The sequence below is a fragment of the Mesorhizobium ciceri biovar biserrulae WSM1271 genome, from assembly GCF_000185905.1.
In the GTDB taxonomy this organism is placed as follows: Bacteria; Pseudomonadota; Alphaproteobacteria; order Rhizobiales; family Rhizobiaceae; genus Mesorhizobium; species Mesorhizobium ciceri.
This window is the reverse complement of sequence record NC_014923.1, coordinates 1,133,768-1,157,641: the sequence shown is the minus strand read 5'-3', so window position 1 is coordinate 1,157,641 and position 23,874 is coordinate 1,133,768. Positions and strand designations below refer to the sequence as shown.

General features: G+C 64.8%; 20 protein-coding genes. 7 read left to right on the top strand and 13 right to left on the bottom strand.

What is annotated here, in order from left to right:
• Window positions 1-62: 62 nt before the first annotated feature.
• The 5 genes from MESCI_RS05505 to MESCI_RS05485 all read left to right on the top strand — a co-directional run bounded on the left by MESCI_RS05505 (window position 63) and on the right by MESCI_RS05485 (window position 7,688).
• Window positions 63-2,246: a TonB-dependent siderophore receptor gene (locus MESCI_RS05505; protein ID WP_245268593.1), complete on the top strand. Its 2,184-nt coding sequence runs from the start codon at window positions 63-65 to the stop codon at window positions 2,244-2,246.
• 25 nt (window positions 2,247-2,271) lie between these two features.
• Window positions 2,272-3,132, top strand: a complete 861-nt coding sequence (locus tag MESCI_RS05500; RefSeq protein WP_013528965.1) for an ABC transporter substrate-binding protein — start codon at window positions 2,272-2,274, stop codon at window positions 3,130-3,132.
• Window positions 3,129-5,132 (top strand): Fe(3+)-hydroxamate ABC transporter permease FhuB, encoded by a 2,004-nt coding sequence (gene fhuB / locus MESCI_RS05495; protein WP_013528964.1) that lies wholly within the window; start codon window positions 3,129-3,131, stop codon window positions 5,130-5,132. Before MESCI_RS05500 ends, fhuB begins: the two co-directional genes overlap by 4 nt.
• 109 nt (window positions 5,133-5,241) lie before the next feature.
• Window positions 5,242-6,966: an ABC transporter ATP-binding protein gene (locus tag MESCI_RS05490; RefSeq protein WP_013528963.1), complete on the top strand. Its 1,725-nt coding sequence runs from the start codon at window positions 5,242-5,244 to the stop codon at window positions 6,964-6,966.
• 35 nt (window positions 6,967-7,001) lie between these two features.
• Complete coding sequence (locus tag MESCI_RS05485; protein WP_013528962.1) at window positions 7,002-7,688, top strand: cysteine hydrolase family protein; 687 nt, start codon at window positions 7,002-7,004, stop codon at window positions 7,686-7,688.
• A 6-nt stretch (window positions 7,689-7,694) separates the two neighbouring features.
• Here the strand turns inward: MESCI_RS05485 and MESCI_RS05480 are convergent, their stop codons facing one another.
• Window positions 7,695-8,636: an LLM class flavin-dependent oxidoreductase gene (locus MESCI_RS05480; RefSeq protein ID WP_013528961.1), complete on the bottom strand. Its 942-nt coding sequence runs from the start codon at window positions 8,634-8,636 to the stop codon at window positions 7,695-7,697.
• Window positions 8,637-8,746: 110 nt separating this feature from the next.
• Window positions 8,747-8,902, bottom strand: a complete 156-nt coding sequence (locus tag MESCI_RS32225) for a hypothetical protein (RefSeq protein ID WP_013528960.1) — start codon at window positions 8,900-8,902, stop codon at window positions 8,747-8,749.
• A gap of 289 nt (window positions 8,903-9,191) precedes the next feature.
• Between MESCI_RS32225 and MESCI_RS05475 the strand changes: the two genes are divergently transcribed.
• Window positions 9,192-9,959 carry an SDR family NAD(P)-dependent oxidoreductase gene (locus MESCI_RS05475; RefSeq protein WP_013528959.1) on the top strand — a complete coding sequence of 256 codons (768 nt, stop codon included), beginning with the start codon at window positions 9,192-9,194 and terminating at the stop codon, window positions 9,957-9,959.
• Between the two features lie 27 nt (window positions 9,960-9,986).
• On the opposite strand, the gene MESCI_RS05470 is transcribed toward MESCI_RS05475, so the two are convergent.
• The 7 genes from MESCI_RS05470 to MESCI_RS05440 all read right to left on the bottom strand — a co-directional run bounded on the left by MESCI_RS05470 (window position 9,987) and on the right by MESCI_RS05440 (window position 17,767).
• Entirely contained in the window at window positions 9,987-10,931 is a 945-nt protein-coding gene (locus tag MESCI_RS05470) for an ABC transporter permease (protein WP_013528958.1), read from the bottom strand.
• Window positions 10,928-11,983 carry an ABC transporter permease gene (locus MESCI_RS05465; protein WP_013528957.1) on the bottom strand — a complete coding sequence of 352 codons (1,056 nt, stop codon included), beginning with the start codon at window positions 11,981-11,983 and terminating at the stop codon, window positions 10,928-10,930. The genes MESCI_RS05470 and MESCI_RS05465 overlap by 4 nt, the downstream gene beginning before the upstream one ends.
• The gene (locus MESCI_RS05460) at window positions 11,983-13,494 is read right to left on the bottom strand and encodes an ABC transporter ATP-binding protein (protein ID WP_013528956.1); all 1,512 of its coding nucleotides are present in this window, start codon (window positions 13,492-13,494) and stop codon (window positions 11,983-11,985) included. The genes MESCI_RS05465 and MESCI_RS05460 overlap by 1 nt, the downstream gene beginning before the upstream one ends.
• Before the next feature lie 236 nt (window positions 13,495-13,730).
• Window positions 13,731-14,762 carry a BMP family protein gene (locus MESCI_RS05455; RefSeq protein WP_013528955.1) on the bottom strand — a complete coding sequence of 344 codons (1,032 nt, stop codon included), beginning with the start codon at window positions 14,760-14,762 and terminating at the stop codon, window positions 13,731-13,733.
• A 143-nt stretch (window positions 14,763-14,905) separates the two neighbouring features.
• Complete coding sequence (gene pcaF, locus MESCI_RS05450; RefSeq protein WP_013528954.1) at window positions 14,906-16,111, bottom strand: 3-oxoadipyl-CoA thiolase; 1,206 nt, start codon at window positions 16,109-16,111, stop codon at window positions 14,906-14,908.
• 1 nt (window position 16,112) lies between these two features.
• Window positions 16,113-16,913 carry a CoA-transferase subunit beta gene (locus MESCI_RS05445; RefSeq protein WP_013528953.1) on the bottom strand — a complete coding sequence of 267 codons (801 nt, stop codon included), beginning with the start codon at window positions 16,911-16,913 and terminating at the stop codon, window positions 16,113-16,115.
• Window positions 16,910-17,767 carry a CoA transferase subunit A gene (locus MESCI_RS05440; RefSeq protein ID WP_013528952.1) on the bottom strand — a complete coding sequence of 286 codons (858 nt, stop codon included), beginning with the start codon at window positions 17,765-17,767 and terminating at the stop codon, window positions 16,910-16,912. The genes MESCI_RS05445 and MESCI_RS05440 overlap by 4 nt, the downstream gene beginning before the upstream one ends.
• A 120-nt stretch (window positions 17,768-17,887) precedes the next feature.
• On the opposite strand from MESCI_RS05440, the gene MESCI_RS05435 reads away from it, so the two are divergent.
• The gene (locus MESCI_RS05435) at window positions 17,888-18,658 is read left to right on the top strand and encodes an IclR family transcriptional regulator domain-containing protein (RefSeq protein ID WP_013528951.1); all 771 of its coding nucleotides are present in this window, start codon (window positions 17,888-17,890) and stop codon (window positions 18,656-18,658) included.
• Window positions 18,659-18,900: 242 nt separating this feature from the next.
• On the opposite strand, the gene MESCI_RS05430 is transcribed toward MESCI_RS05435, so the two are convergent.
• Genes MESCI_RS05430 through MESCI_RS05415 form a run of 4 tightly spaced genes read right to left on the bottom strand, consistent with a single transcriptional unit; the run spans window position 18,901 to window position 23,822 of the window.
• On the bottom strand, window positions 18,901-20,202 hold the full coding sequence (locus tag MESCI_RS05430; protein WP_013528950.1) for an NAD(P)/FAD-dependent oxidoreductase: 1,302 nt from the start codon (window positions 20,200-20,202) through the stop codon (window positions 18,901-18,903).
• Window positions 20,203-20,204: 2 nt separating this feature from the next.
• Window positions 20,205-21,584 carry a glutamine synthetase family protein gene (locus tag MESCI_RS05425; protein WP_013528949.1) on the bottom strand — a complete coding sequence of 460 codons (1,380 nt, stop codon included), beginning with the start codon at window positions 21,582-21,584 and terminating at the stop codon, window positions 20,205-20,207.
• A 5-nt stretch (window positions 21,585-21,589) separates the two neighbouring features.
• The gene (locus MESCI_RS05420) at window positions 21,590-22,873 is read right to left on the bottom strand and encodes a nucleotide disphospho-sugar-binding domain-containing protein (RefSeq protein WP_013528948.1); all 1,284 of its coding nucleotides are present in this window, start codon (window positions 22,871-22,873) and stop codon (window positions 21,590-21,592) included.
• Between the two features lie 10 nt (window positions 22,874-22,883).
• Window positions 22,884-23,822, bottom strand: a complete 939-nt coding sequence (locus MESCI_RS05415) for a GntR family transcriptional regulator (RefSeq protein WP_013528947.1) — start codon at window positions 23,820-23,822, stop codon at window positions 22,884-22,886.
• Window positions 23,823-23,874: the final 52 nt, after the last annotated feature.

Here is a 23,874-nt window from a genome sequence, read left to right as displayed (position 1 = left end):
ATGAAATTTGGAAAAGGGGGCGCAGGATGATCTCGGGACGTGGACTGATTTGGCAGGACCGGATGGCGCGAAAGCGCCTGCTGATCGCAGCGGTGTCGGTGCCGGCCCTGCTTGGCTGCGGCCATGCCCTGGCCCAGGAGACGGTCACCACCACCCTGGACCCGATCAACGTCCAGGAACGTGTCGAAAGCGCCTTCGGGCCGGTCAAGGGCTACGTGGCCACCAAGGGCTCCACCGGCACCAAGACCGACACGCCGCTGATCGAGACGCCACAGTCGATATCGGTGATCACCAAGGACCAGATGGAAGCACAGGCGATCGACAACCTCGGCGGCGTTCTGCGCTACACGCCCGGCGCCACCGGCGATCTCTACGGCACCGACAATCGCGGCCTCGGTCTGCAATTGCGCGGCATTTCGAACGCCAGCGGCGTCTTCTACAGGGACGGGCTGCAGCTCAAGGAGAGCAATTTCACCCTGTTCACCGCGCTCGATTCCTACGGGGCGGAACGCTACGAGGTGCTGCGCGGACCAGCGTCGGTGCTCTACGGCCAGGCTAGCCCCGGCGGCATCATCAACTATGTCAGCAAGCGGCCGACCGAGGAAAACCTGCGCGAGATCGAACTCGGTGGCGGCAGCTTCAATCGCTATGACGGCAAGTTCGATTTCAGCGGTGCCGTGAACGCCGACAAGTCGCTGCTGTTTCGCCTCACCGGTGCCGCTCATATGGGCGACACGCAGACCGATTTCGTCAAGGACGATCGCATCTTCATCGCGCCGGCGATCACCTGGCAGCCCGATGCCGACACCAGCCTGACCATCCTCGCCAACTATCAGCGCGATCGCTCGGGATGGGCGATGCAGTACCTGCCTGCCTACGGCACGGTCGTACCGGGCAAGGACGGCAAGTACCTGCCGAACAGCATGTTCGTCGGCGAACCCGGCTTCGACTCCTACAACAACGACCAGGCCTCGATCGGCTACGAATTCGATCACCGTTTCAACGAAACCTGGCAGGTGCGACAGCATGCCCGCTACGTCCACCTCACCCACACCGAGGAGGGCGTCTTTGGTGGCGGACTGACGGACTCGAACGGCCTGGAACCTTCAAGCGGCGACTACTACCGTTATGCAGATGCCGGCGGCACCAAACTCAGCGGCGTCACCATCGACAACCAGGCACAAGCCGATTTCGGCACCGGGCCGCTTGCCCACACGCTGCTCGTCGGCCTCGACTACAAACGCTACACTTACCGCGACTATGCCTCGGAAGGGACCGTCGAGGACGGTTTCAACATCTTCGATCCGGTTTACGGGTACCCGATCACCGATCTGGCGCCCTACACCGATACCGACACCACCCAGCAGCAGGTCGGTCTCTATGCCCAGGACCAGGTCAAGTTCGGCAACTGGCGGCTGACCCTTGGCGGCCGCCAGGATTGGTCGGATGCCAAGGTCTACGACAATCTGGCCGGCGGCCACATTCCCGAGCAGAAGGACAACGCCTTCACCAGCCGCGCCGGCCTGGTCTATCTCGCAGACAACGGCCTGGCACCCTATGTCAGCTATTCCGAATCGTTCCAGCCGGTGGCCGGCGCCGACAGCGACGGCAATCTGTTCGTGCCCGAGACCGGCAGGCAGTACGAGATCGGGCTGAAATACCAGCCGACTGGCTGGAATTCCTTCATTACGGCATCGGTTTTCGACCTGACCCGACAGAATGTCGTGCGTTCCGGTAATGAGGGCTCACCCAACGATCTGTTCCAGACCGGTGAGATCCGTTCGCGCGGCGTGGAACTGGAAGCCGTGGCGAGCCTGGATGCGGGCCTCGATCTGAGAGCGGCCTACACCTACCTCGACACGAAGATCACCAGGGCGACCGCTGTCGAAGACGTCAACGGCGTCTGGGTCAGCAACGAGGGCAACACGCCCTTCGGCGTGCCGGCCCATTCCGCATCGCTTTGGGCCAATTACACCTTCATGAGCGGCAAGCTCGAAGGTCTCGGCCTGGGCGCCGGTGTCCGCTATGTCGGCTCGACCTATGGCGACGACGCCAACAGCTTCAAGGTTCCGTCGGTCGTGCTCGCCGACGCGGCGGTGCATTACGCCTGGCAGAACGCCACGCTCAGCCTCAATGCCAGCAATCTGTTCGACAAACGCTACGTCGCCTCCTGCTTCTCCTCGGGCTTCGGCTGCTTCTACGGCGAGGGCCGCAGGATCAACGGTTCGGTGAAATACACATGGTAGAAGCAATGTGGCGGGCCGGCCCAAAATGGCGGCGCTGACACGGCGCCAGTATCTTGCCGGCCTCGCCGCGACCGGTCTCGCTTTGCCGGGCGGCACGGCACGCGCGGCACCTGCCCGCGTCGTCTGCCTGGAATGGACATCGGCCGAAATGGTGGTCTCGCTCGGCGTGTCGCCGCTCGCCGTCGGCGACACCAGGGGTTATGGCGACTGGGTCCAGGGCCCGGCGCTGCCGCAGGCCACCATCGACCTGGGGTCGCGCAGCGAGCCCAATCTCGAACTGCTTCGGGAATTGCGGCCCGACCTGATCGTCGGCGCCTATGGCTATGGCTTGGACGAGAACAGCTTCACCAGATTGGCGCCGACCTTCAATGTGCCGTTCTACAGCGGCAAGGCTCCACCTTACGCGCAGGCGCAGCAGGTGACGCTGCAGCTTGGCAACATGCTTGGCCGTGGGACGGAAGCAGAAAACCTTGTCGGGCGCATCGAAGCCTCGATCGCCCAAGCGCGTGCCAGGCTGGAGCGGGCGGTGCAAAAACCGGTCTGCGTCGTCAGCATGTTCGACGATCGCCATGTCCGCGTCTACGGCGCCGGCAGCCTGCTGCAGGACGTCCTCGACCGACTCGGCCTCGTCAACGCCTGGACCGGCGCCACCAATGAATGGGGTTTTTCGACGGTCGGCATCGAGGAACTGGTCGCCGTCGGCGAGGCGCAACTGATCTCGCTCGATCCGATCCCGCCGCACGTCAGGATCAGGATCGCCCGCAACTCGCTCTGGGCCAACCTGCCCTGCATCCGGAACGGCCAAGTGCGGACCATTCCGCCAGTCTGGCCGTTCGGCGGTCTCACTGCCGCCGGGCGTTTCGCCGAATTCATGGCAGCGGCATGATCGCTCAGGCAATGTCCCTGCCGCGACAGCGCGACGGCCTCGGCGCGCTCATCCTGCTGGTTGCCGTGCCCGCGGGCCTAGCGCTGATGCTGACCGTCTTCGATCTCATCCATGTTCTGCCGACGCACCTGTGGTGGCAGGCGCTCACCGCCCCCGACACATCCGATCCAGTGCAGTTGCTGTATCGCTATGCTTTCCTGCCACGTGTCGCCGTCAGCGTGCTGGCCGGCGCGGCGCTCGGTCTCGCCGGTGTCGTCATGCAGCATGTGCTGCGCAACCCGCTGGCCGAGCCGACCACGATCGGCACCAATGCCGGAGCAAGCCTCGCTTTGGCGGCCGCCACCCTCTACGCACCATGGCTGCTGGAAGGCGGCCGTGAAGGGGTGGCGCTGGCTGGCGGCGCTCTCGCCACATCAGCCGTTTTCGCACTGGCGCGCGGGCGCAGCTTTTCGCCAGTGTCGATCATCATCGCCGGCCTCGTCGTCAGCCTCACTTTCGGTTCGGCCGGCGCGCTGCTGATGGCGCTCAACCGCGAATACACCGAGGAGCTGTTCATCTGGCAGAGCGGCTCGCTGGTGCAGAATGGCGATGCGGCCGTCGTTGCTCTGGCGCCGTGGCTGCTGGCCGGCATCTGCGCCGCGTTCCTGCTCTGGCGACCGCTACGCCTGCTCGATCTCAGCGACGACGGCGCGGCATCGCTCGGCACCCGCCCGGCCGTCATCCGCCTTGCCGGCATGGCTGTCGCCGTCTCGCTTGGCGCGTTGGTCGTCGCCGAGGTCGGCGTCATCGGGTTCGTGGCGCTCGCTGCCCCGGCGCTGGCGCGGCTGGCCGGAGCGCGCACGCTTGGCCGCCGCCTGGTCTGGTCGCCGCTGGTCGGCGGCGCCCTGCTCTGGTTCACCGACCGTCTGGTGCAGCATCTGCCGTTCGCCGGCGAAATCCCCGCCGGCACCGCGACCGCTTTGCTCGGCGCGCCGCTGCTGCTGTTCCTGTTGCCGCGAATGCGAACCACCCCCGAAAGGCAGGCCGATATGATGTCGTCCGTACGCCTGCCGACAAACGGCCTGCCGTTGATCGCCGGCCTGCTGGCGCTCATCCTCGCGGTTGTCGTCGCAATGGGCTTTGGCCGTGGCGCAGGCGGTTGGCACTGGATCGCATCCGAGGATTTGACCGAGCTGCTTGCCCTGCGCGCGCCTCGCGTCGTCGTCGCCCTGTCGGCGGGCGTCCTGCTCGCGGTCGCCGGCACGCTGATGCAGCGCATGACCGGCAACCCGATGGCAGCACCCGAAGTGCTCGGCATTTCCGGCGGCGCCTCTTTCGGCGTGCTGGCGCTGCTGTTGCTCAGCGACGGCTTCGACCGCGCGGCAATGCTCGGCGCCGCACTCGCGGGCGCCTTGCTGGCGCTGACGATCGTCGTGCTGGTCGGGCGGCGCAATGCACTGTCGCCGGCGCGGCTGCTGCTTGCCGGCGTCGCCGTGGCGACGGTCGCGTCGGCCTTCGCCGCGCTGCTTCTGGCCAGCGGCGATCCGCGCACGGGCTTCCTGCTCGCCTGGCTATCGGGATCGACCTATCGCGCAACGCCCAATGATGCCTTCACTGCCGCTGCGGTCGCGGTCGCCGTCCTCGCGCTGGCGCCGCTGACGGCGCGCTGGCTCGATATAGTGCCGCTCGGCGAAACTGCCGCGCGTGGCCTTGGCCTGCGGCTTGGACGGGTTCGCGCCATTCTGCTGGCACTTACCGCGCTGGCCACCGCAACCGCGACATTGGTCATCGGCCCGCTGAGCTTCGTCGGCCTGATGGCGCCGCATCTCGCGCGCATGCTCGGCTTCCGCCGTGCCGTGCCGCAGCTTCTGGCCTCGGCCATGGCAGGCGGGCTGATCCTCGTTGCCGCCGACTGGGCAGGCCGGACGCTGATCTTTCCCTGGCAAGTGCCGGCCGGGCTCATCGCCGCCTTCGTCGGCGGCCCCTATTTCATGGCGCTGATGTGGAAAGGCAGGCAATGAAGTCGGCCCTGGCATATTGCCGGCCCTGCCTTGCCGATTGTAAGCAGCGCCCATCGATGGCGGCCGGTGCCCTCGCCGCGTCCATCAAGACAGCTTGCGGTTCACCTCGATGATCAGACGTTTCCTGTCCTATTACGCGCCCTGGAAGGGGCTGTTCGCGCTCGACTTCTCCTGCGCGGTGCTGGCCGGCCTGCTCGAACTCGGCTTTCCCATGGCGGTCCGCACCTTCGTCGACCAGCTCCTGCCACGGCAGGACTGGACGCTGATCATCATCGCCTCGGCAGGGCTGCTGGTAATCTATCTACTCAACACGGTGCTGATGGCGGTCGTCACCTATTGGGGCCACATGCTTGGCATCAACATCGAGACCGAGATGCGGCGCAAGAGCTTCGATCATCTGCAGAAACTGTCGTTCCGCTTCTACGACAACCACAAGACCGGCCATCTCGTCGGTCGCGTCACCAAGGATCTCGAGGAGATCGGCGAGATCGCGCATCATGGCCCCGAGGACCTGTTCATCGCCATCATGACGTTCGCCGGCGCCTTCGTGCTGATGTTCACGGTCAACATGCATCTGGCGCTGATCACGGCGGTGATCGTGCCTCTGATCGCCTGGGTGACGATGCGCTACGGCGACCGCATGGAGCGCAACTGGCAGGCGCTCTACCGGCGTGTCGGCGATTTCAACGTCCGCATCGAGGAGAATGTCGGCGGCATGCGCGTCGTCCAGGCCTTCGCCAACGAGGAGCATGAGCGCACGCTGTTCGCGCATGACAACCAGCGCTACCGCCAGACCAAGCTCGACGCCTACCGCATCATGTCGGCCAGCAATTCGCTGAACTACATGGGCATAAGGCTGATCCAGCTCGTGGTCATGATTGCCGGCAGCTACCTCGTCATCACGGGAGGCCTGAGCAATGGCGGCTTCGTCGGCTTCCTGCTTTTGGTCGGCGTCTTCGTGCGGCCGATCGAGAAGATCAATTCGGTGATCGAGACCTATCCAAAAGGCATTGCCGGCTTCCGCCGCTACACAGAGTTGCTCGACACCGAACCCGACATCGCCGACCGGCCCGGTGCCGTTACCGCCAGCGGCCTCAAGGGCTCCATCGAATATCGCCGTGTGAGCTTCGGCTACGGCGACGGCAAGCCGGTGCTGAAGGATATCGATCTCACCATCCGCGCCGGCGAAACCATCGCCTTCGTCGGGCCGTCAGGTGCCGGCAAGACCACCATATGCTCGCTGCTGCCGCGGTTCTACGAAGTCAGCGCCGGGCGGATCAGCATCGACGGCATCGATATCAGGGACATGACGCTCGCTTCGCTGCGCGGCCAGATCGGCATCGTCCAGCAGGATGTCTTCCTGTTCGGCGGCTCGATCCGCGAAAACATTGCCTATGGCCGTCTCGGCGCCTCCGACGACGCCATCGCCGATGCCGCGCGGCGGGCGCAGCTCGACGGCATGATATCAGGCCTGCCGGCCGGTTACGACACGATCATCGGCGAGCGCGGCGTAAAACTGTCCGGCGGCCAGAAGCAGCGGCTGGCGATTGCTCGTATGTTCTTGAAGAACCCGCCGATCCTGATCCTCGACGAGGCGACGTCGGCGCTCGACACCGAGACCGAGCGCGAAATCCAGAAATCGCTGGCCGAACTTGCCGAAGGCCGAACCACGCTGGTCATCGCACACCGGCTGGCCACGATCCGCGGCGCCGACCGCATCGTCGTCGTCTCGGAGTCGGGCGTCGTCGAGCAGGGGTCGCACAGCGAACTGATCCGTGCCGGCGGCATCTATCGACGCCTGCACGACGCCCAGCATCTGGTGTCATCGCGTTGATCCACTATGGTAGCGGCCAAGCAGGGAGCCCCCGGATGATCAAGGCAACGCCCTTCGACTTTCCCTTTGACGGCAGGCTGGTGGCCGAAAACACCGCGCTGATCGTCATCGACCTGCAGCAGGATTTCCTGTCGACGACGGGCTACTTCGCCAGGCAGGGCTATGATCCGTCGCCTCTGAGAGCGATCCTGCCGACGGTGAGCCGGCTGATCGCGGCCGCGCGCAAGGCCGGCGTCAGGGTCATCCATACCAGGCAGGGCTATAGGGCCGACATGGCCGATATGACGCCTTACGAAAAATGGCGCCGCAAGCGCTCCGGTCTCGACGGCACCGATATCCTGCTGCGCTCGGGCACGGGGTTCCAGATCGTTCCGGAGATCGACGTGGCACCGCACGACATCATCGTCGACAAGACCTGCAACAGCGCCTTCATTTATACGGATTTCGAGCTTGTGCTCCGCGCGCAAGGCATCACGCATCTCATGTTTTCCGGATGCACGACGGATGTCTGCGTCCACACCACGCTGCGCGAAGCCTGCGACCGCAACTTTCAATGCCTGACGATTTCCGACGCCTGCGCCAGCGGCGACAAACAAGCCCACGAGGCCGCGCTTCATATGGTGACGGTCGAAGATGGCGTCTTCGGCGCGCTGGCGGATTCGGGCGCTGTCATTGAAGGCCTGTCGCGGCTTGGCGACAGGCCGGAGGCAACAAAAGGCTGAAGGACTTCAGCCCGTTGCGCGCGTCTCCAATCCTGCACGAGACGCATATGCCCCAGGCTGGAATGCCTCGTGTTCGCGACGCGCCAGCGAATTGCGCAGCAGGGCGATCGTTTCCCGGCCGAGCGTTGCGATCTCGCGTGGCGTGTCGACACCGACAATCATGAATTCATCGATCCCGAGGGCTGCATAGGCAAGCAGCGACAGGGCGGCCTGGGCTGGCGGCCCGGCAACATCGACCGCCTTGTGACCGGAGGCGGAAGCACCTTGGTGAATCCCGACCGGAAGCGCGAAGCGCAGCTTGCCGGCCCGGCCATGTTCGGCGGCGGAGCGGCGCACCCGCTCCATCAATTGCCGGATCTCGTCGATCGAGCCCGGCGCCAGTTCAAAGACATCGGCATGTCGGCCGGCCACCTTGAGCGCCGTTCCGGACTGCCCGCCCATGCGGATGACCAGGTCGGCGCCGTGCGGTCCCTTGCGCGGCACGTAGCCGCCCTTGATGCTGTAGAACGTTCCTTCGTGGTCGAAGGGCCGGTCGTTCGACCACAGCCGCTTCAGCAGCACCAGATATTCGTCTATTCGCTGCCAGATGACGGTGTGCCCGACCGGCCGTGTTTCGGCGTCGGCATCGCTCAGCGGCTCGCTGATCATTCTCAGCGCCAGGCGTCCGCCGCTTTGCCTGTCGATCGACGCCAGTTGGCGGGCCGCCACGGTCGGTTCGACCACGCCCGCCCAATGGGTGAGCACGACTTCCAGCGACGAGGTGCGATCGAGCACCTGGGCCGCAAGATCCATGTTGGTCAGCAGTCCGGCCGAATCGTCGACGACGATCTTGCGGAAGCCGCCGTCCTCGATCAGCCCGAGCTTGGTCGCGGTCTCGGCAAAGTCGTAGAAAAAGGGAACCGCGGCATCGGCGGTCTTGCCGGGAATATGCGTGAACTCGATCGGCATTGCCATGTCCTCCGTGGTGTCGGGCGCGCGAAAGCACGCCGAGGATTCGGTTCATTCAACTCCAATTGCCTGTAAGTGGTGGGGCAGCTAACCCCGGTCGATCTGACGACTCAGGGAATAAGACCCAGAACAACGGCCCCGGTGAACACGAACGCAAGGGCAAAGACGAGATAGGCGAAAGCCCCGGCATAGGCCGGGCGGAAGGTCTGGGCATTGGCCGCCCGCTGACCACTGCGATCCGTCTGGGCGTTCTGGATATAGGACATATCGACCTCCGTCTCGTCGGTTAATCTATAAAACTTGTAGACTTTGTCGATTGCTATTTTTCGGTCAAATCTAGAATAATTTTCTCTTAGGTGATGGGAAGTTGGTAGCCACTTGCTTACAGGGGCACTCGGGCGGCCGATCCGTATGGCGCGTCCGTTTTCGGGTCTGCGTCCGAATGGACCTATGGCCTTGCCCTCGCGGCATTCAATTCGTGGATTGGCCGCCCGTCGCCGGCGCGGTAGCATCGCCCAACCAGCAAAGCGAAATCGTCACATAGGGGCAGAAAAAATGGGCACAAGACTGGCCGGCAAGGTCGCCATCATTTCGGGCGGCGCGACGGGAATGGGTGGAGCAGCCTCGGAGCTGTTCGCCGCTGAAGGCGCCAAGGTGGCGATCATCGACCGCAACGGCGAGGCGGCCGCCGCAACCGCAGCGACAATCAGGGCACGCGGCCATGTCGCCGAGCATTTTGTCGCCGACGTCTCCGACGAGGCACAGGTCGAAGCCGCCGTGAAGGGTGCTATCGAAAAACTCGGGCCCGTCACCGTGCTGTTCAACCACGCCGGCACCATCGTGATAAAGCCCTTCCTGGAGACCACGGTGCAGGAATGGGATTGGCTGCATGCCGTCAATGTGCGCTCGATGTTCCTGATGACGCGCGCCGTTTTGCCCGGCATGATTGCGGCGGGCGGCGGCTCGATCGTCTGCACCTCGTCCATCTCGGCGGTGGCGGCTACTCCCAACGAAGTGCTCTACGACACCACCAAGGGCGCCTGCCACATGTTCGCCCGCGCCATCGCCGTCGAGTTCCGCGACCGCAACATCCGCTGCAACGCCGTCTGCCCGGGCTTCATCCGCACGCCGCACGGCCTGCGCGAGGTTGCCGACCTCGGCAGGCTCGGCGTCGATGTCTCGGACGCAGCGCTGGCCGCGCAGCAGGGCCGCATCGGCGAGCCGGAAGAGGTGGCGAGGGCGGCGCTTTACCTGGCCAGCGACGAGTCGAGCTTCGTCAACGGCACGCATCTGTTCGTCGACAACGGTTTTACCGCGATGTGAACAGCTACGCCGACAGCCGCCCGGCTGTCAGCGCTCTTCCCGTCTAAATGGCTTGAGCAGCGCCGACGGTGCCACCGCGTTGCGCGACATCACAGCCATGGCGACGATGGTGAAGATGAACGGCAGCATCAGGAACGCCTCGTAGGGGATGTGTCCGAGCCCGCTCGCCTGCATGCGCAGCTGCAAGGCATCGACGAAGGCGAACAGAAGTGCCGCACCCGCCGAGCGCCATGGATCCCAGCGGCCGAAGACGACCAGCGCGATGGCCACCCAGCCGCGCCCCGACACCACGCCGAAGGTGAAGGCGTTGAACTGCGCCATCGACAGGAAGGCGCCGGCCAGCCCCATCAGCGCGCCGCCGAGGACAACCGCCTGGAAGCGTGTGGCGATGACACTGACACCGGCCGAATCCGCGGCACGCGGATTTTCACCGACCATGCGCACCGACAGGCCCCATGGCGTGCGGTAGAGTATGAAAGCGGCCAACGGAATAGCCAGGATCGCCATGTAGACCAGCGCGAACTGGTTGAACACCGCCGGCCCGAGCACCGGAATGTCGGAGAGGATCGGGATCGGCAGCGTCTGAAAACCATTGATGTTGGGCGGCACAGACTGCTGGCCGAAGATCAGCCGGTAGAGGAAATAGGCAAGGCCCGACGAGAACAGCGTCACGCCGATGCCGCAGACATGCTGGCTGAGGCCGAGCACCACCGTGAACAACGCATGCAGCGCGCCCATCAGCATGCCGGTGAGCACCGCTGCCAGCACGCCGAGCCACAGGCTGCCGCTGAGGCTGGCAGCAGTGAAGCCTGTCATCGCCGACAAAAGCATGATGCCTTCGATGCCGAGATTGAGCACGCCGGCCCGTTCCGAGAACATTTCGCCCAGCGTTGCAAAAGCCAGCGGCGTGGCAATACGAATGATCGCGGCCAGAAAGCCGACCTGGAAGATCTGTTCGAACACCGCGCTCATCGGGCAACCCCGACGCGGCGGATGCGATAAGCGGTGAACAGCAGCGCCACCAGCATGGCGAGCAGTGCGGTGCCCTGGATGACATCGCTGAGGAAGGCCGGCACGCCGGTCGCCCGCGACATCGCCTCGGCGCCGGTCATCACGGCGGCAAGGAAGATCGCCGCCGGCACGACGCCGAGCGGGTTGAGCCGCGCCAGCATGGCCACGACGATGCCGGAATAGCCGTAGCCCGGCGAGATGTCGCTCATCACCTGGAAATGCACGCCGCCGACCTCGCCGACGCCGGCCAGTCCGGCCAGCGCGCCGGACAGCAGCGCTGTCGAGATCAGCACGCGCTCGACATGGATGCCGCCATATCTGGCCGCTTCCGGGTTTTCGCCGGTGACCCTTATCCTGAAGCCGAGCGTGGTGCGCACGATCAGGAACCAGATCAGCGGTGCCGCCAGCAGCGCCACGATAACGCCGAGATGGAGCCTTGTGCCTTCGATCAGCACAGGGAAATTGGCCGAATCCTCTATCGGCGGCGAGATCGGATAGCCGCTGAAGGAGTCCTTCCACGGTCCTTCGATCAGCGCCATCAGCGCGTAGTAGATGACCGAGTTGAGCAGCAGCGAACTGACGACATCGTCGACCTTGAATTTTACCCTGAGGGTCGCCGGCACCAGCGCGACCGCGGCCCCGGCCGCAGCGCCTGCGACCGCCATCAACACCATAGCGAGCGGTCCCGGCATCGGGATGGCGCCGACAAAGCAGCTGGCCACGGCGCCGGCCAGCAATTGACCCTCGGCGCCGATGTTCCAGAATTTTGCCCGGAAGGCGACCGCCACCGCCAGTCCGGTGAAGATCATCGGCGCGGCGCGCACCATCGTTTCGGTGATCGCATAGCTGTCGCCCAGCGAGGCCGTGAACATCACGCCATACGCGTCGGGCACGCCGGCGCCGGCCAGCGCGATCAGGCCGCTGCACAGGACAAGCGTCGCGCCGATAGCCAGCAGCGGCAAAGCGAGGTTGAACCAGGCCGGCGTAGAGGTGCGGACTTCCAGGCGAAACATCAGCTGTGCCCCTCCGCCCCGGTCATCATCAGGCCGAGCTGTGCGATCGTTGCATCGGCGCTGTCGAGCGTGCCGACAATGCGGCCCTCATACATCACCGCGATGCGATCGCAGAGCACCAGCAGCTCTTCCAGATCCTCGCCGATGACGATGATGCCGCAGCCCTTGGCCCGCATGTCGAGGAACTTTTCGTGGATGAATCGCGCCGCGCCGATATCGAGCCCGCGCGTCGGTTGCGAGACGATCAGAACCTTCGGGTCGAAAGCGAGTTCGCGCGCCAGAAGGGCCTTCTGCAGATTGCCGCCGGACAGCGCTCCCGCGCGGGTCATCGGCCCAGGGCACCTGATATCATAGGCCTTGATCTGCTCTTCCGCGAAGGCGCGGATCGCATCCGGCTTGAGCAGGCCCTTGCTGCTGAACGCGGCGGTGCCGATGCGCGGCAACACCATCGAATCCGCGAGCGGCAGGTTGGTAACCAGCCCCGTCGTCATACGGTCTTCCGGGATGCGGCCAAGACCGAGCGCCTGCACTTCGCGCGGCGAAAAGCGTGAGACTTTCTGGCCGGCGATCGTCATCCGGCCGGCGTCAGGTACGCGCACGCCGGAGATGACCTCCGCCAGCGCGCGCTGGCCATTGCCCGACACGCCGGCAATGCCGAGGATTTCGCCTGCACGCACGGCAAGCGACACGTCGCGCAGCGCCGTACCCGAATGACGCGAGGTGGAAATGCCATTGAGGGTGAGCACAGCGGCACCCGGCGTCGATGGTCCCCGCGCCGGCGGCACGATCTCATGGCCGCACATCAGTTGCGCCATTGCGGACGATGTCGTGTTGGCGGGATCGTCGACGCGGCCGGCGACGCGCCCATGCCGCAGCACTGTGCAGCGATGCGTCAGTGCCCGCACCTCGTTGAGCTTGTGCGAGATGAAGATGATGCCGAGCCCTTGCGCCGCCATCGACCGCAACGCCGAAAACAGCCCGTCGACCTCGCTCGGCGCCAGCACCGCCGTCGGCTCGTCGAGGATCAAGAGCCTGGCGCCGCGAAACAGTGCCTTGACGATTTCGAGCCGCTGCTGCTCGCCGACCGACAGCGCCGAGACCGGAAGATCGGGATCAAGCGTCAGCCCATGCTGGCGGCCGATCTCGGCCAGCCGCGCCAGCCCGCCGGCGCGGTCGATCCGCCCTGTCTTGCCGGGAATGCCTATCAGCAGGTTCTCCAGCACCGTCAGCCTTGGCGCCAGATGAAAATGCTGGTGCACCATGCCGATGCCGGCGGCTAGCGCATCGGCGGAACTTGTGATCCGCACCGGCCTGCCCTGGATGAGAATCTCGCCGGCGTCGGGCGCATAGGCGCCGAACAGCACGTTCATCAGCGTCGTCTTGCCGGCGCCGTTCTCGCCCAGCAACCCGAGGATTTCGCCGGGCGCGACGCTGAGATCAACGGCCTCGTTCGCCTTGACGGCGCCGAAGCTCTTGGTGATGCCGCGCATTTCGATGAGGGGGGCGGACAAGGGGGCTCCTGAACGGACGGGCTTTGCGATTCAGCTTTGATTGAGAGGAATACGCTGCACCCCCCTCTGGCCTGCCGGCCATCTCCCCCTCAAGGGGGAGATTGGATGTCATATCGGCTTTCGCCAATTTTCTTGAAAGAACAGCGCGTCGCCGAAACTGCTAATCTCCCTCCTTGAGGGGGAGATGTCCGGCAGGACAGAGGGGGGCGCCTAGCGCCAGCCCCTCAAACCAGAACTCAATCCGAAACCGGCGTGTTCTCGTCCACGTCGACGCGGAAATTGCCTTCGAGGATCTCGGCTTTCTTCTTTTCGACCAGCTCCTTCACATCAGCCGGCAGCGTCTTGTCGAACTTGTGGTAAGGCGCCAGATGCGAGCCGCCCTTGGCCATGCGCGAGAAGTCACCATAATCCTGCGCGGTGAAGACGCCGGCCTTGACCAGCTTGATCGCCTGTTCGACCGTCGGATACATGTCCCAGACCGGGCCGGTGATGACCGTATCCGGGCCGAGACTCGACTGGTCGGACATGTTGGAGATGGCAAGGATCTTCTTGTCGACCGCCGCTTCGATGACACCGAAGCGCTCGGCATAGATGACGTCGACGCCGGCGTCGATCTGCGCGACCGCCGCTTCCTTGGCCTTGGGCGGATCGAAGAACGAGCCGATGAAGGCGACCTTCTTCTTGATGTTCGGGTTGACCTCCTTGGCGCCGGCGAAGAAGGCGTTGACCAGCCGGTTCACTTCCGGAATGCCCATCGCCGCGACGGCGCCGATCGTGCCCGACTTCGACATCTTGCCGGCGATCATGCCTGAGAGATAGGCGGGTTCATGGATCCAGTTGTCGAAAACGCCGAAATTCGGTTCCGCCGGCCCGGCACCCGAGCCGAACAGCCAGGCGGTCTTCGGGAACTGCTTGGCGGTGCGGCGCGATTCACGTTCGGCGGCGAAGGCATCACCCAGCACCAGCTGGTAGCCGCCTTGCGCGTATTCGCGCATGACGCGGCTGAAATCGGCGGTCTGCACCTTCTCCGACCATTTGTATTCGATGCCGAGTTCCTTCTCGGCCTTCTGCAGGGCGACATGGATCTGGTTGTCCCATGGCTCCTCGATCGGCGTGGCGAAGATCGCCGCCACCTTCAGTTTCTTGTCCTTGCCGAAGGCAGCGCCCGGCAGCATTGCCGCAGCCAGGCCAAGCGCGCCCAACTCCAGCACATTGCGTCGCGAAAGCCCTTCGCGTGCGGATTGAAATCTGTTCTTTCGGTTTTCCATTGTATTCCCCTCTGTTCGACAGCCGTGTCGAGCCGGCTGTTCTAAAAATCAGACGAGGAACTATGGAACGGGTCCGGACTTTTGTCCACGTGGTCAAATTTGACCGCACCGGATTCTCGAAGTTAGCCGGAGAGACTTGCCGATCAGACCCGTTCCAGCGCGATCGCGATGCCCTGGCCGACGCCGATGCACATGGTGGCAAGCGCATACCGGCCGCCGCGCTCGCGAAGCTCCAGCGCCGCCGTGCCGGATATGCGGGCGCCCGACATGCCCAGGGGATGGCCGAGCGCGATGGCGCCGCCATTCGGGTTGACGTGTTCGGCGTCCTCGGCAATGCCGAGCTGGCGCAGCACGGCGATGCCTTGCGAGGCAAAGGCCTCGTTGAGCTCGATGACGTCGAACTGTTTTGGCGTCAGGCCAAGCCGCGCGCAGAGTTTTTGCGTCGCCGGCACCGGGCCGATGCCCATGATGCGCGGCGCCACGCCGGCGGCAGCCCCGCCGAGGATGCGGGCGATCGGCGTCAGCCCATACTTTTTCACCGCCGCCTCGGAGGCAACGATCAGCGCCGCCGCGCCGTCATTGACGCCGGAGGCATTGCCGGCCGTCACCGTGCCGCCCTGCCGGAACGGCGTCGGCAGCTTGGCCAGCGCCTCGACCGTTGAGCCTGCGCGGGGGTGTTCATCCTTGCTGACAATGAGCGCATCGCCCTTGCGCTGCAGGATGGTCACTGGGGTGATCTCCTTCGCCAATCTTCCATTGGCTTGTGCGGCGACGGCCTTGTTCTGGCTGCGCACTGCGAAGGCGTCCTGGTCGGCCCGCGACACCGAAAAATCCTCGGCGACGTTCTCGCCGGTTTCCGGCATGGAATCGACGCCATACTGCTTCTTCATCAGCGGGTTGACGAAGCGCCAGCCGATGGTGGTGTCGTAAATCTCGGCATTGCGCGAGAACGCCGTGTCGGCCTTGGGCATGACGAAGGGTGCCCGGCTCATCGATTCGACGCCGCCCGCGATCATCAGCTCCGCCTCGCCGGCCTTGATGGCTCGGGCGGCAATGGTCAGCGCATCCATGCCGGAGCCGCACAGGCGATTGACGGTGGAGCCCGGGACCTCCTTTGGCAGCCCGGCCAGCAGCAGCGCCATGCGCGCTACGTTGCGATTGTCCTCGCCGGCCTGGTTGGCGCAGCCATAGACGACATCGTCGATCGCCTGCCAGTCGATGCCCGGATTGCGCTCGGCCAGCGCCCTCAGCGGTATCGCGCCAAGATCGTCTGATCGTACCGAAGACAGCGAACCGCCGAAGCGGCCGATCGGCGTGCGGATGTAGTCGCAGATATAGGCCTCGGCCATGTCATGCAGCCTTTGCTTTTCCGGTTCCCTCATGCGCCGCCTTGGTGCGGGCCTGCAGGTCGCGCAATGTCTTCAATTCGAGTTCGCTTGGCGCCGGTGTTTCGTCAAGCGCCTCCGCGAACTTTACCACCCAGCCACAGCTCTCCTGCACCTGCTGGCGGGTGACGCCCGGATGCAACGACACGACGGTGAATTCCTTGGTCACCGGATCCGGCTTCCAGATGGCGAGATCGGTGATCAGCAAGGTCGGACCTGATGTGTCGATGCCAAGCCGCTTGCGATGATCGCGACCCTCGCCATGGCCGAAGGAGGTGAAGAAGTCGATCTTCTCGACCATGCCGCGCTTGGTCTGCGCCATTGTGATGTAGATCTGCTTCGACGAGGTCGCGATCTCCGGCGCACCGCCGCCGCCAGGCAGCCTGGTCTTGGGATGGAGATAGTCGCCGATGACCGTGGTGTTGATGTTGCCGAACTTGTCGAGCTGCGCCGCCCCCAAAAAACCGATCGAGATGCGGCCGCCCTGCAGCCAGTAGCGGAACATCTCCGGCACCGCGACGGTGGTGACGGCGGTCTCGCACAATTCGCCGTCGCCGATCGACAGCGGCAGCACATCGGGCGCGGTGCCGATCGTGCCGCTCTCGTAGATCAGCGTGATGTCAGGCGCATGTGTCAGCCGCGCCACATTGCAGGCCGCGGACGGTGCGCCGATGCCGACGAAGCAGACATCGTCATTCCTGAGCGCCCTGCTGGCGGCGATCGTCATCATCTCGTTGGGGGTGAAACCCAATGGATTGTCGCTCATGCCGCTTTCCTCAAATGCTCGACCCGGGCCGCGAAATCGCCGGCGCTCTTCTCCAAGACATTGGCCTGCATCCACGCCTGGAATTTTTCACGGTCGGCAGCGATCTCGTCCCATTCCAGATAGGCCGCATTGTCACGTGCATAATAGCCATGCGCATAGGACGGATGCGAGCCGCCTGGCACGACGGATATCGCCGCGATCGTCCAGCGCGGCAGCACGGTCAGATTGGGGTGCAGATCGTCGAAATTGTCGACCACTTCCTCCACCGTCACCACCGCTCGCTTGGCCGCCAGCACCGCTTCCTTCTGGATGCCGATGATGCCTTCGACCAGCACATTGCCTTGTCTGTCGGCCTTCTGCGCATGGATGAAGGTGACGTCAGGCCTGATCGAAGGAACAGCCGCCAGCACCTCGCCGGTGAACGGACAGGTGACAGACTTGATGTTCGGATTGACCGCCGCGAGGCCAGCACCGCGATAGCCGCGAAACACCGCGCAGGGCAGACCGGCCGCGCCCGCCTCATAGGCATTGGCCATGCCGGCATGGCTGTGCTCCTCGATCTCGATCGATCTGGGGAAACCGTTCTCGATGGCGTCGCGGGCGCGCCGCAGCAGGCCGACGCCGGGATTGCCGACATAGGAGAAGACAATTTTCTTCGCCATGCCCATACCGATCATCTGGTCGTAGATCAGGTCCGGCGTCATGCGGACCAGGGTCAGGTCGCGAAAACCCTGACGGATCGCCTCATGCGCCGCCGCCGTCGGGATCAGATGGGTGAAACCCTCGAAGGCGACCGTGTCATCATCGTTCAAATTCTCCGCAACGGCCTGTTTGAGCGGCAGGAACTTGACCATCGCATCGGCTCCGGGTTCAAAAAGTTCGTATTGCGAACATATGTTTTGTATGTGATACTCTCTACGCTGGGCGAGGGCGCGGAGTCAATCCTGGCGTCGATGCCGTTCCGCGGAGTTGAGATGGACGAAGAAGCCGCTTCCCGTGATCATGTCGGCTCGCTCGAGCGCGGCCTTGCCGTCATGGAGATCCTGGCTCGGCATCCCTCGGGCATGACGCTGACCGAAATGGCCGAGGAAGCGGGCCTGACCCGCGCCGGCGCCCGCCGCTTTCTGCTGACGCTCACCGCCACCGGCTATGCAACGCAAGCCGGCCGCGTGTTCTCGCTGTCGCCACGCTTGCTGACGATCGCCCGCACCTGGCTCGGCGGCGCCTCGCTCTGGGCCTTCGCCGCACCCATCATGCGCGCTGTCGCCGCACAGCTGAACGAGGCCTGTTCGGCGGCGATCCTGTCGGGTGCCGATGTCGTCTATGTCGCCCGTATTCCCGGCCGCCGCATCCTCAGCGTGTCGCTCGATGTCGGCACCAGGCTGCCGGCCTATTGCACCTCGATGGGACGCATCCTGCTTGCCGGTCTGACGCCTCAGGAATTGGACGCATTCCTCGGCCAGGCGACGATCGAGAGACGGACGCCGAAGACGATCACCGACAGGCGTTTGTTAGCCAACGCCATCGGCAAGGCGAAAGCGGACGGCTTTGCCATCGTCGACGAGGAACTGGAACTCGGCCTGCGCTCGATCGCCGTGCCGATCCGCGACCGCGCAGAACGCACGGTCGCGGCCATCAACGTCTCGACGCAGTCGGCGCGGTTCTCCGTCGCGGAGATGGAGCGGGAGATTCTGCCGGCGCTGCTGGAGGCCAGGCAGCGGATTGAAGATTTTTTTGTGGTTTAAGAGGCCTTCTCCAACAACCTTCACCGTCGGCGGGACAGCGCCCCCCTCTGCCCTGCCGGGCATCTCCCCCTCTTGGGGGGAGATCGGACGTCACGCCGGCTTTCGCCAATCTCCAACGACGCAGGAATGGGCGAAGCCACCAATCTGCCAATCTCCCCCCTTGAGGGGGAGATGTCCGGCAGGACTGAGGGGGGCGCGAAGGATCGCGGCGTTTTTGCAATTCGCCGCCGCCCCGCCGACCCTCAATGCTTGATGCGATCCCGCATGGCATACCACAGCATGCCCAGCACATAGAGTGGACCGCGCAGCGCCGTGCCGCCGGGGAATGGCATCGGGGTGAGCGTCGAGAACAGATCGAGCCGCGAGGCGTCGCCGGCGATCGCCTCGGCCAGGAGCTTGCCCGACAGCGTCGACAGGATGACGCCCTTGCCGGAATAGCCATGCGCGAAATAGACCTCGCCATAGTGCCCGACATGCGGCAGCCTGGATGTCGTCACCGACACCAGCCCGCCCCAGGCGTGATCGATGCGGCAGCCCTGAAGTTGCGGGAAGGTGGCTTCCATATGCGGCCGCACGAAGCCGGCGATATCGGCCGGCGGTGACGGCGTGTAGCGCTCGCCGCCGCCGAACAGCAGCCGGCCGTCCGCCGACATCCGGTAATAGTTGACGACGAAGCGTGTGTCGGACACCGCGACATTGGCCGGGATGACATTGCGCTTGCCCTCCAGCGGCTCGGTGGCGACGATGTAGTTGCCAACCGGCATGATGCGGCTGTTGACGCGCGGCTCCAGCCCATCGAGCAGAGCGTCACCGGCCAGCACGACATGTTTTGCACGCACCGATCCCTTTGCCGTCGAGATCCGGATCGAAGGCTCACGCTCCAGCTTCACCGCCACCGAATTCTCATGGATGACGACGCCGGCAGCAATCGCCGCGCGGGCAAGGCCGAGCGTGTAGTTCAGCGGATGCATGTGGCCGCCGAGCGGCTCATACATCGCGCCATGATAGGGTGTGTCGACCTTGGCTCGGGCTTCCGCCGCCGACAGGATTTCGGCGTGCGGGAACTTCATCACCGTAGCCAGGCACTCGACCTCTTCCTCGAGATCCTTGAGGTCGGAACCGTTGACCGCGCCGACCAGATGGCCGGTCAGCCTGAGATCGCAATCGATGGCATGGCGCTCGATGATGTCGAGCACCAGCCCGCGCGCCTCGAAGGCAAGATCGAACAGCACCTTTGCCCGCTCAGGCCCGTAGAGCTTGACCAGTCCCTTGGCGCCCTTGCGCAGGCCGGGGATCATCTGGCCGCCATTGCGGCCCGACGCCCCCCAGCCGATCTTGCCGCCTTCGAGCAGGACCACCTTCAACCCGCACTCGGCGGCGTGAAGGGCGGCCGACAGGCCGGTGCAGCCGCCGCCGACGACCACCAGGTCGGCTTCGACGTCGCCGACCAGCACCGGATGGTCCGGCGCCGGATTGGCGGTGGCGACATAATAGGATTTGCCGATATCGAGGCCCGAATTGAAACCCGTTGAACTGGAAGCCATGATCACACCTTCAAGAGCAGGTGGTCGCGTTCCCAGCTCGTCACCACGCCCTGGAACAGGTCGAGCTCGACGCTCTTTACGCGCAGATAAGTCTGGAAGAAATCCTCGCCGAGCAGTTCCCGCACCGGGCCGCAAGCCTCGAAACGATCGAGCGCCTCCTCCATCGTCTTCGGCAGCGTGCTCTTGATCTTGTAGGCATTGCCCGACGCCTCGGGCGAGCGCGCCAGTTTCTGCTCGACGCCGAGATAGCCGGCAAGCAGCGAGCCGGCGATCGCCAGGTAAGGATTGGAATCCGCGCCCGGAAGCCGGTTCTCCACCCGCCGCGCGGCGCGGCCGCCGGCCGGCACGCGCAGGCCGCAGGAGCGGTTGTCGTGCGACCATTCGATGTTGGCCGGCGCGCTGTGGTTCGGCCTGATGCGGCGGAACGAGTTCACGTTGGGCGCGAACAGCGGCATGATTTCGGGGACATATTTCTGCAGGCCGCCGATGAAGTGGCCGAACATTGCGGTGTCGGCATCGTCGCTGCCGGCAAACAAAGTCCTGCCGGCCTCGTCGATGACCGACATGTGCAGATGCATGGAGCTGCCGGCCTGTGCGGCGATCGGCTTGGCCATGAAGGTGGCGTGCATGCCGCTTTGCTGCGCGGCCTGGCGCGTCAGCCGCTTGAACAGCAGCACCTTGTCGGCCAGCGGCAGCGCATCGCCATGCAGGAAGTTGATCTCCAACTGCGCGGTTCCCGACTCATGGATCAGCGTGTCGAGCGGCAGGCCGGCCGCCGCCGCATAATCGTAAATGCGGCGGATCACCGGCTCGAACTCCTCGAGCCCGGCCATATCGTAGGGATGCTGCACGGTCTCGGCGCGGCCATTGGCGCCGACCGGGGCGGTCAGCGGCCGGTCCGGATCCGGATTGGGCGCGGTGAGATAGAATTCCACCTCGGGCGCCACCACCGCCCGCCAGCCGCGCTTGGCGTAGAGATCGAGCACGGCGCGCAGCACATGGCGCGGCGAAGCCATCCAGGGCCGGTCGTCCATATGGAAGGCATCGGCAAAGACATAGGCCTTGCCGGGAGCGGCACCCGGCGCCAGGCAGAGCGTCGATACATCGGGCACCATGCGCATGTCCGGATCCGAATAGGCAAAACCCTCGTCGATCGAGCCGGAATAGCGGCCGTCGATGCTGACCAGGAAAGCGCTGCTCGGCAGATAGAGCGCGCGGTCTTCAAGCGCCTGGAGGAATTTGGCCGTCGGCAAGGCCTTGCCGCGCAGGACGCCGTTCATGTCGGGCACCAGGCACTCGACTTCGTTGATGCCGTGCCGGGTCAGCCAGGCTTTGGCATCGGTGCCGCTGGAGAGCGAGATGTTCGTGTTGTTGTCAGGCATTTCGTTCAAATCCGTATCAGAGAGAGTATGGCTTGCGCGGCCGCATCCGTTCCGGGTTTCAGCGCCATTTGGGCTGCATTGTCCTTGAGGCGGGCGCGCATGGCATCGTCGGCCAGCAGGCCGAGAATGGCTTTCTCCAACACTCCTTCGGTCCAGCCGTCACGGCCGATATGGTCGCCGGTGCCGGTCTCTTCGGCGCGTTGCGCGTTGTCGTGTCCATCCCAGCAATAGGGCATGATCAGCGACGGCACGCCGAAGCGCAGCGCTTCGCAAAAACTGTTGTTGCCGCCGTGATGGATGAACAGATCCGACTTCGCCACCACCGAGGGCTGCGGAAACCAGGCGTCGAGATAGACATTGTCCGGCACCGCGCGGTAAGCGTCGCGCAGGCCGCCGGCATTGACGATGAAGCGCGCCGGCAGCCTGTCGAACACCACCAGCATGCGCTCGATCAGGCCGACATCCATGGCACCCAGGCTGCCGAAGCTGACATAGACCAGCGGCCCGCCATTGCGCGGGAACACCGGCACCTCGAACGGCCCTTCAGAACGCACGCAGCCCTCGAGATAGACGAAGCGCGCGGGGTCGAGCGGCTCGGCACGCTCGCGGCGCACGATCGTCGGCGTCAGCAGCAGGTTGAGATCGGGCGACGTCTCGAGGAACTGACCCTTCGGCAGCGGCCCCAGTCCGGCATCCGCCCGGAAGCGGTTGAAGCGGTCATGCGCCGGCGCGCAAGCCGCCAGATACCTGGCCTCGAACGCCGCGCGTTGCGGGTCGTCCACGCCAAGCCCCGACAGATAGGGCGGCACATTGGCGTCCGGCAGCTCGGTCTCGGCGCAGGAGACGACGCGCACCCACGGACAGCCGGCGGCGGCGATCGCCGGGAACATGATGACATTGTCGAGCACCACGGCATCCGGCTTGAGCCGTGCCAGCAATTGGCGCAGCGGCGCCTCGGCATTGACCGCGGTGTCGACGATGGCCTGCCAGGTCGGAGCGACATAGGTCTCGAGCTGGTCGATCGGGCTCAGCCTGAAATGCGGCAGGTGCCGGCGCACGAAAGCCTGCCAGTAGCTCTGGCGTTGGCTCTCGCTCAGCGGCTCGTCGGTTGGCAGCTGGTATTCCTGGAAACCATAGTCGGCAAAGACGCCGGAGAAACCGGCATGGCAGATGAAGACGGGCCGGGCGCCTTTCGCACGCAGAGCCTGAGCGATGCCGACGCAATTCAACGCCGCGCCGAAGCTTGCTTCGGGAAACAGCGCGATGGTCGGGCTGGCTTTACGCGTCAATTAATCCTCGTCATTCCGGCCGGCTGATCGTGCCGAACAGCGCGGGAGCCCCGCGGCTGGCCGCTTGCGGTCGCTGGTTGCGGGAGAGCCGCAGATGAATGCGAAGCAGATCGGCAGCCACCTCATACTGCAGGCTTTCAAGATGGTCGAGTATGACAAGGTGTTCGCGCAGCGATTGCCGCAATCGGAAGACGTTGACGCCGGCATAGATGCCCGGCAGCCGGCGCAGCCTGAGGTGATCGGCGAGCGCGTCGGCGATGAAGCGGTTGGCGCTGCCCTCGGCGAGCATGCCGTGAAAATCGATGTCCAATCGCTGGAACTCGCGTGTGTCGAAGGCGGCGTCCGGCAACGTCACCAGCGCTTCCATAGCCTGGCGCAACGTCGCCGCCCGCGCGCCGTCCAGCCTGAAGCCGGGCGTCAGGATGGCCGCGGGCTCGAGCAGCAAGCGGAACTCGTAGCTGTCGCCTTGCGCTTCCGGATCGTCGGGCGTGCGCCGAAACAGCCAGGACTGGCCAGGCGCACGATCCAGCAGATTCTCTTCGGTCAGTTTGTTCAACGCTTTTAATACCGTCTTGCGCTCGGCACTGTAGCGCCGCATCAATCCCGCGACGGTCACCGTCTGGTCCAGTCGCCGCGCCGAGCGGTCGCGCAGGATCGCCTCGGCCAACTCGTCCTCCTCGGCAGCGGGCAATTCCGTGGCGACCGAAGCCTGCGCGGTGAGGTCGATGGCCAGATGATAACCGGATTCCGCCTCCCAACGCACGACGCCCCGTTCCGCGAGCAGGCCGAGTGCCGCCCGCACCGGCGTGCGCGAGACATTGCACAGCGACGCGATCTGCTGCTCGGGCAAGCGTGTACCGGGCTCGAAGCCGCGCTGGCGCGCCACATCCAGGATGCGCTGCGCCAGATCAAGATGGTTGGTGCGGGGTCGTCTGGCTGCGGCTTGCATGGCTGGTCCAGCGGAAAACGGATGACCGCATTGCTTTGACCGATCGCCCGAA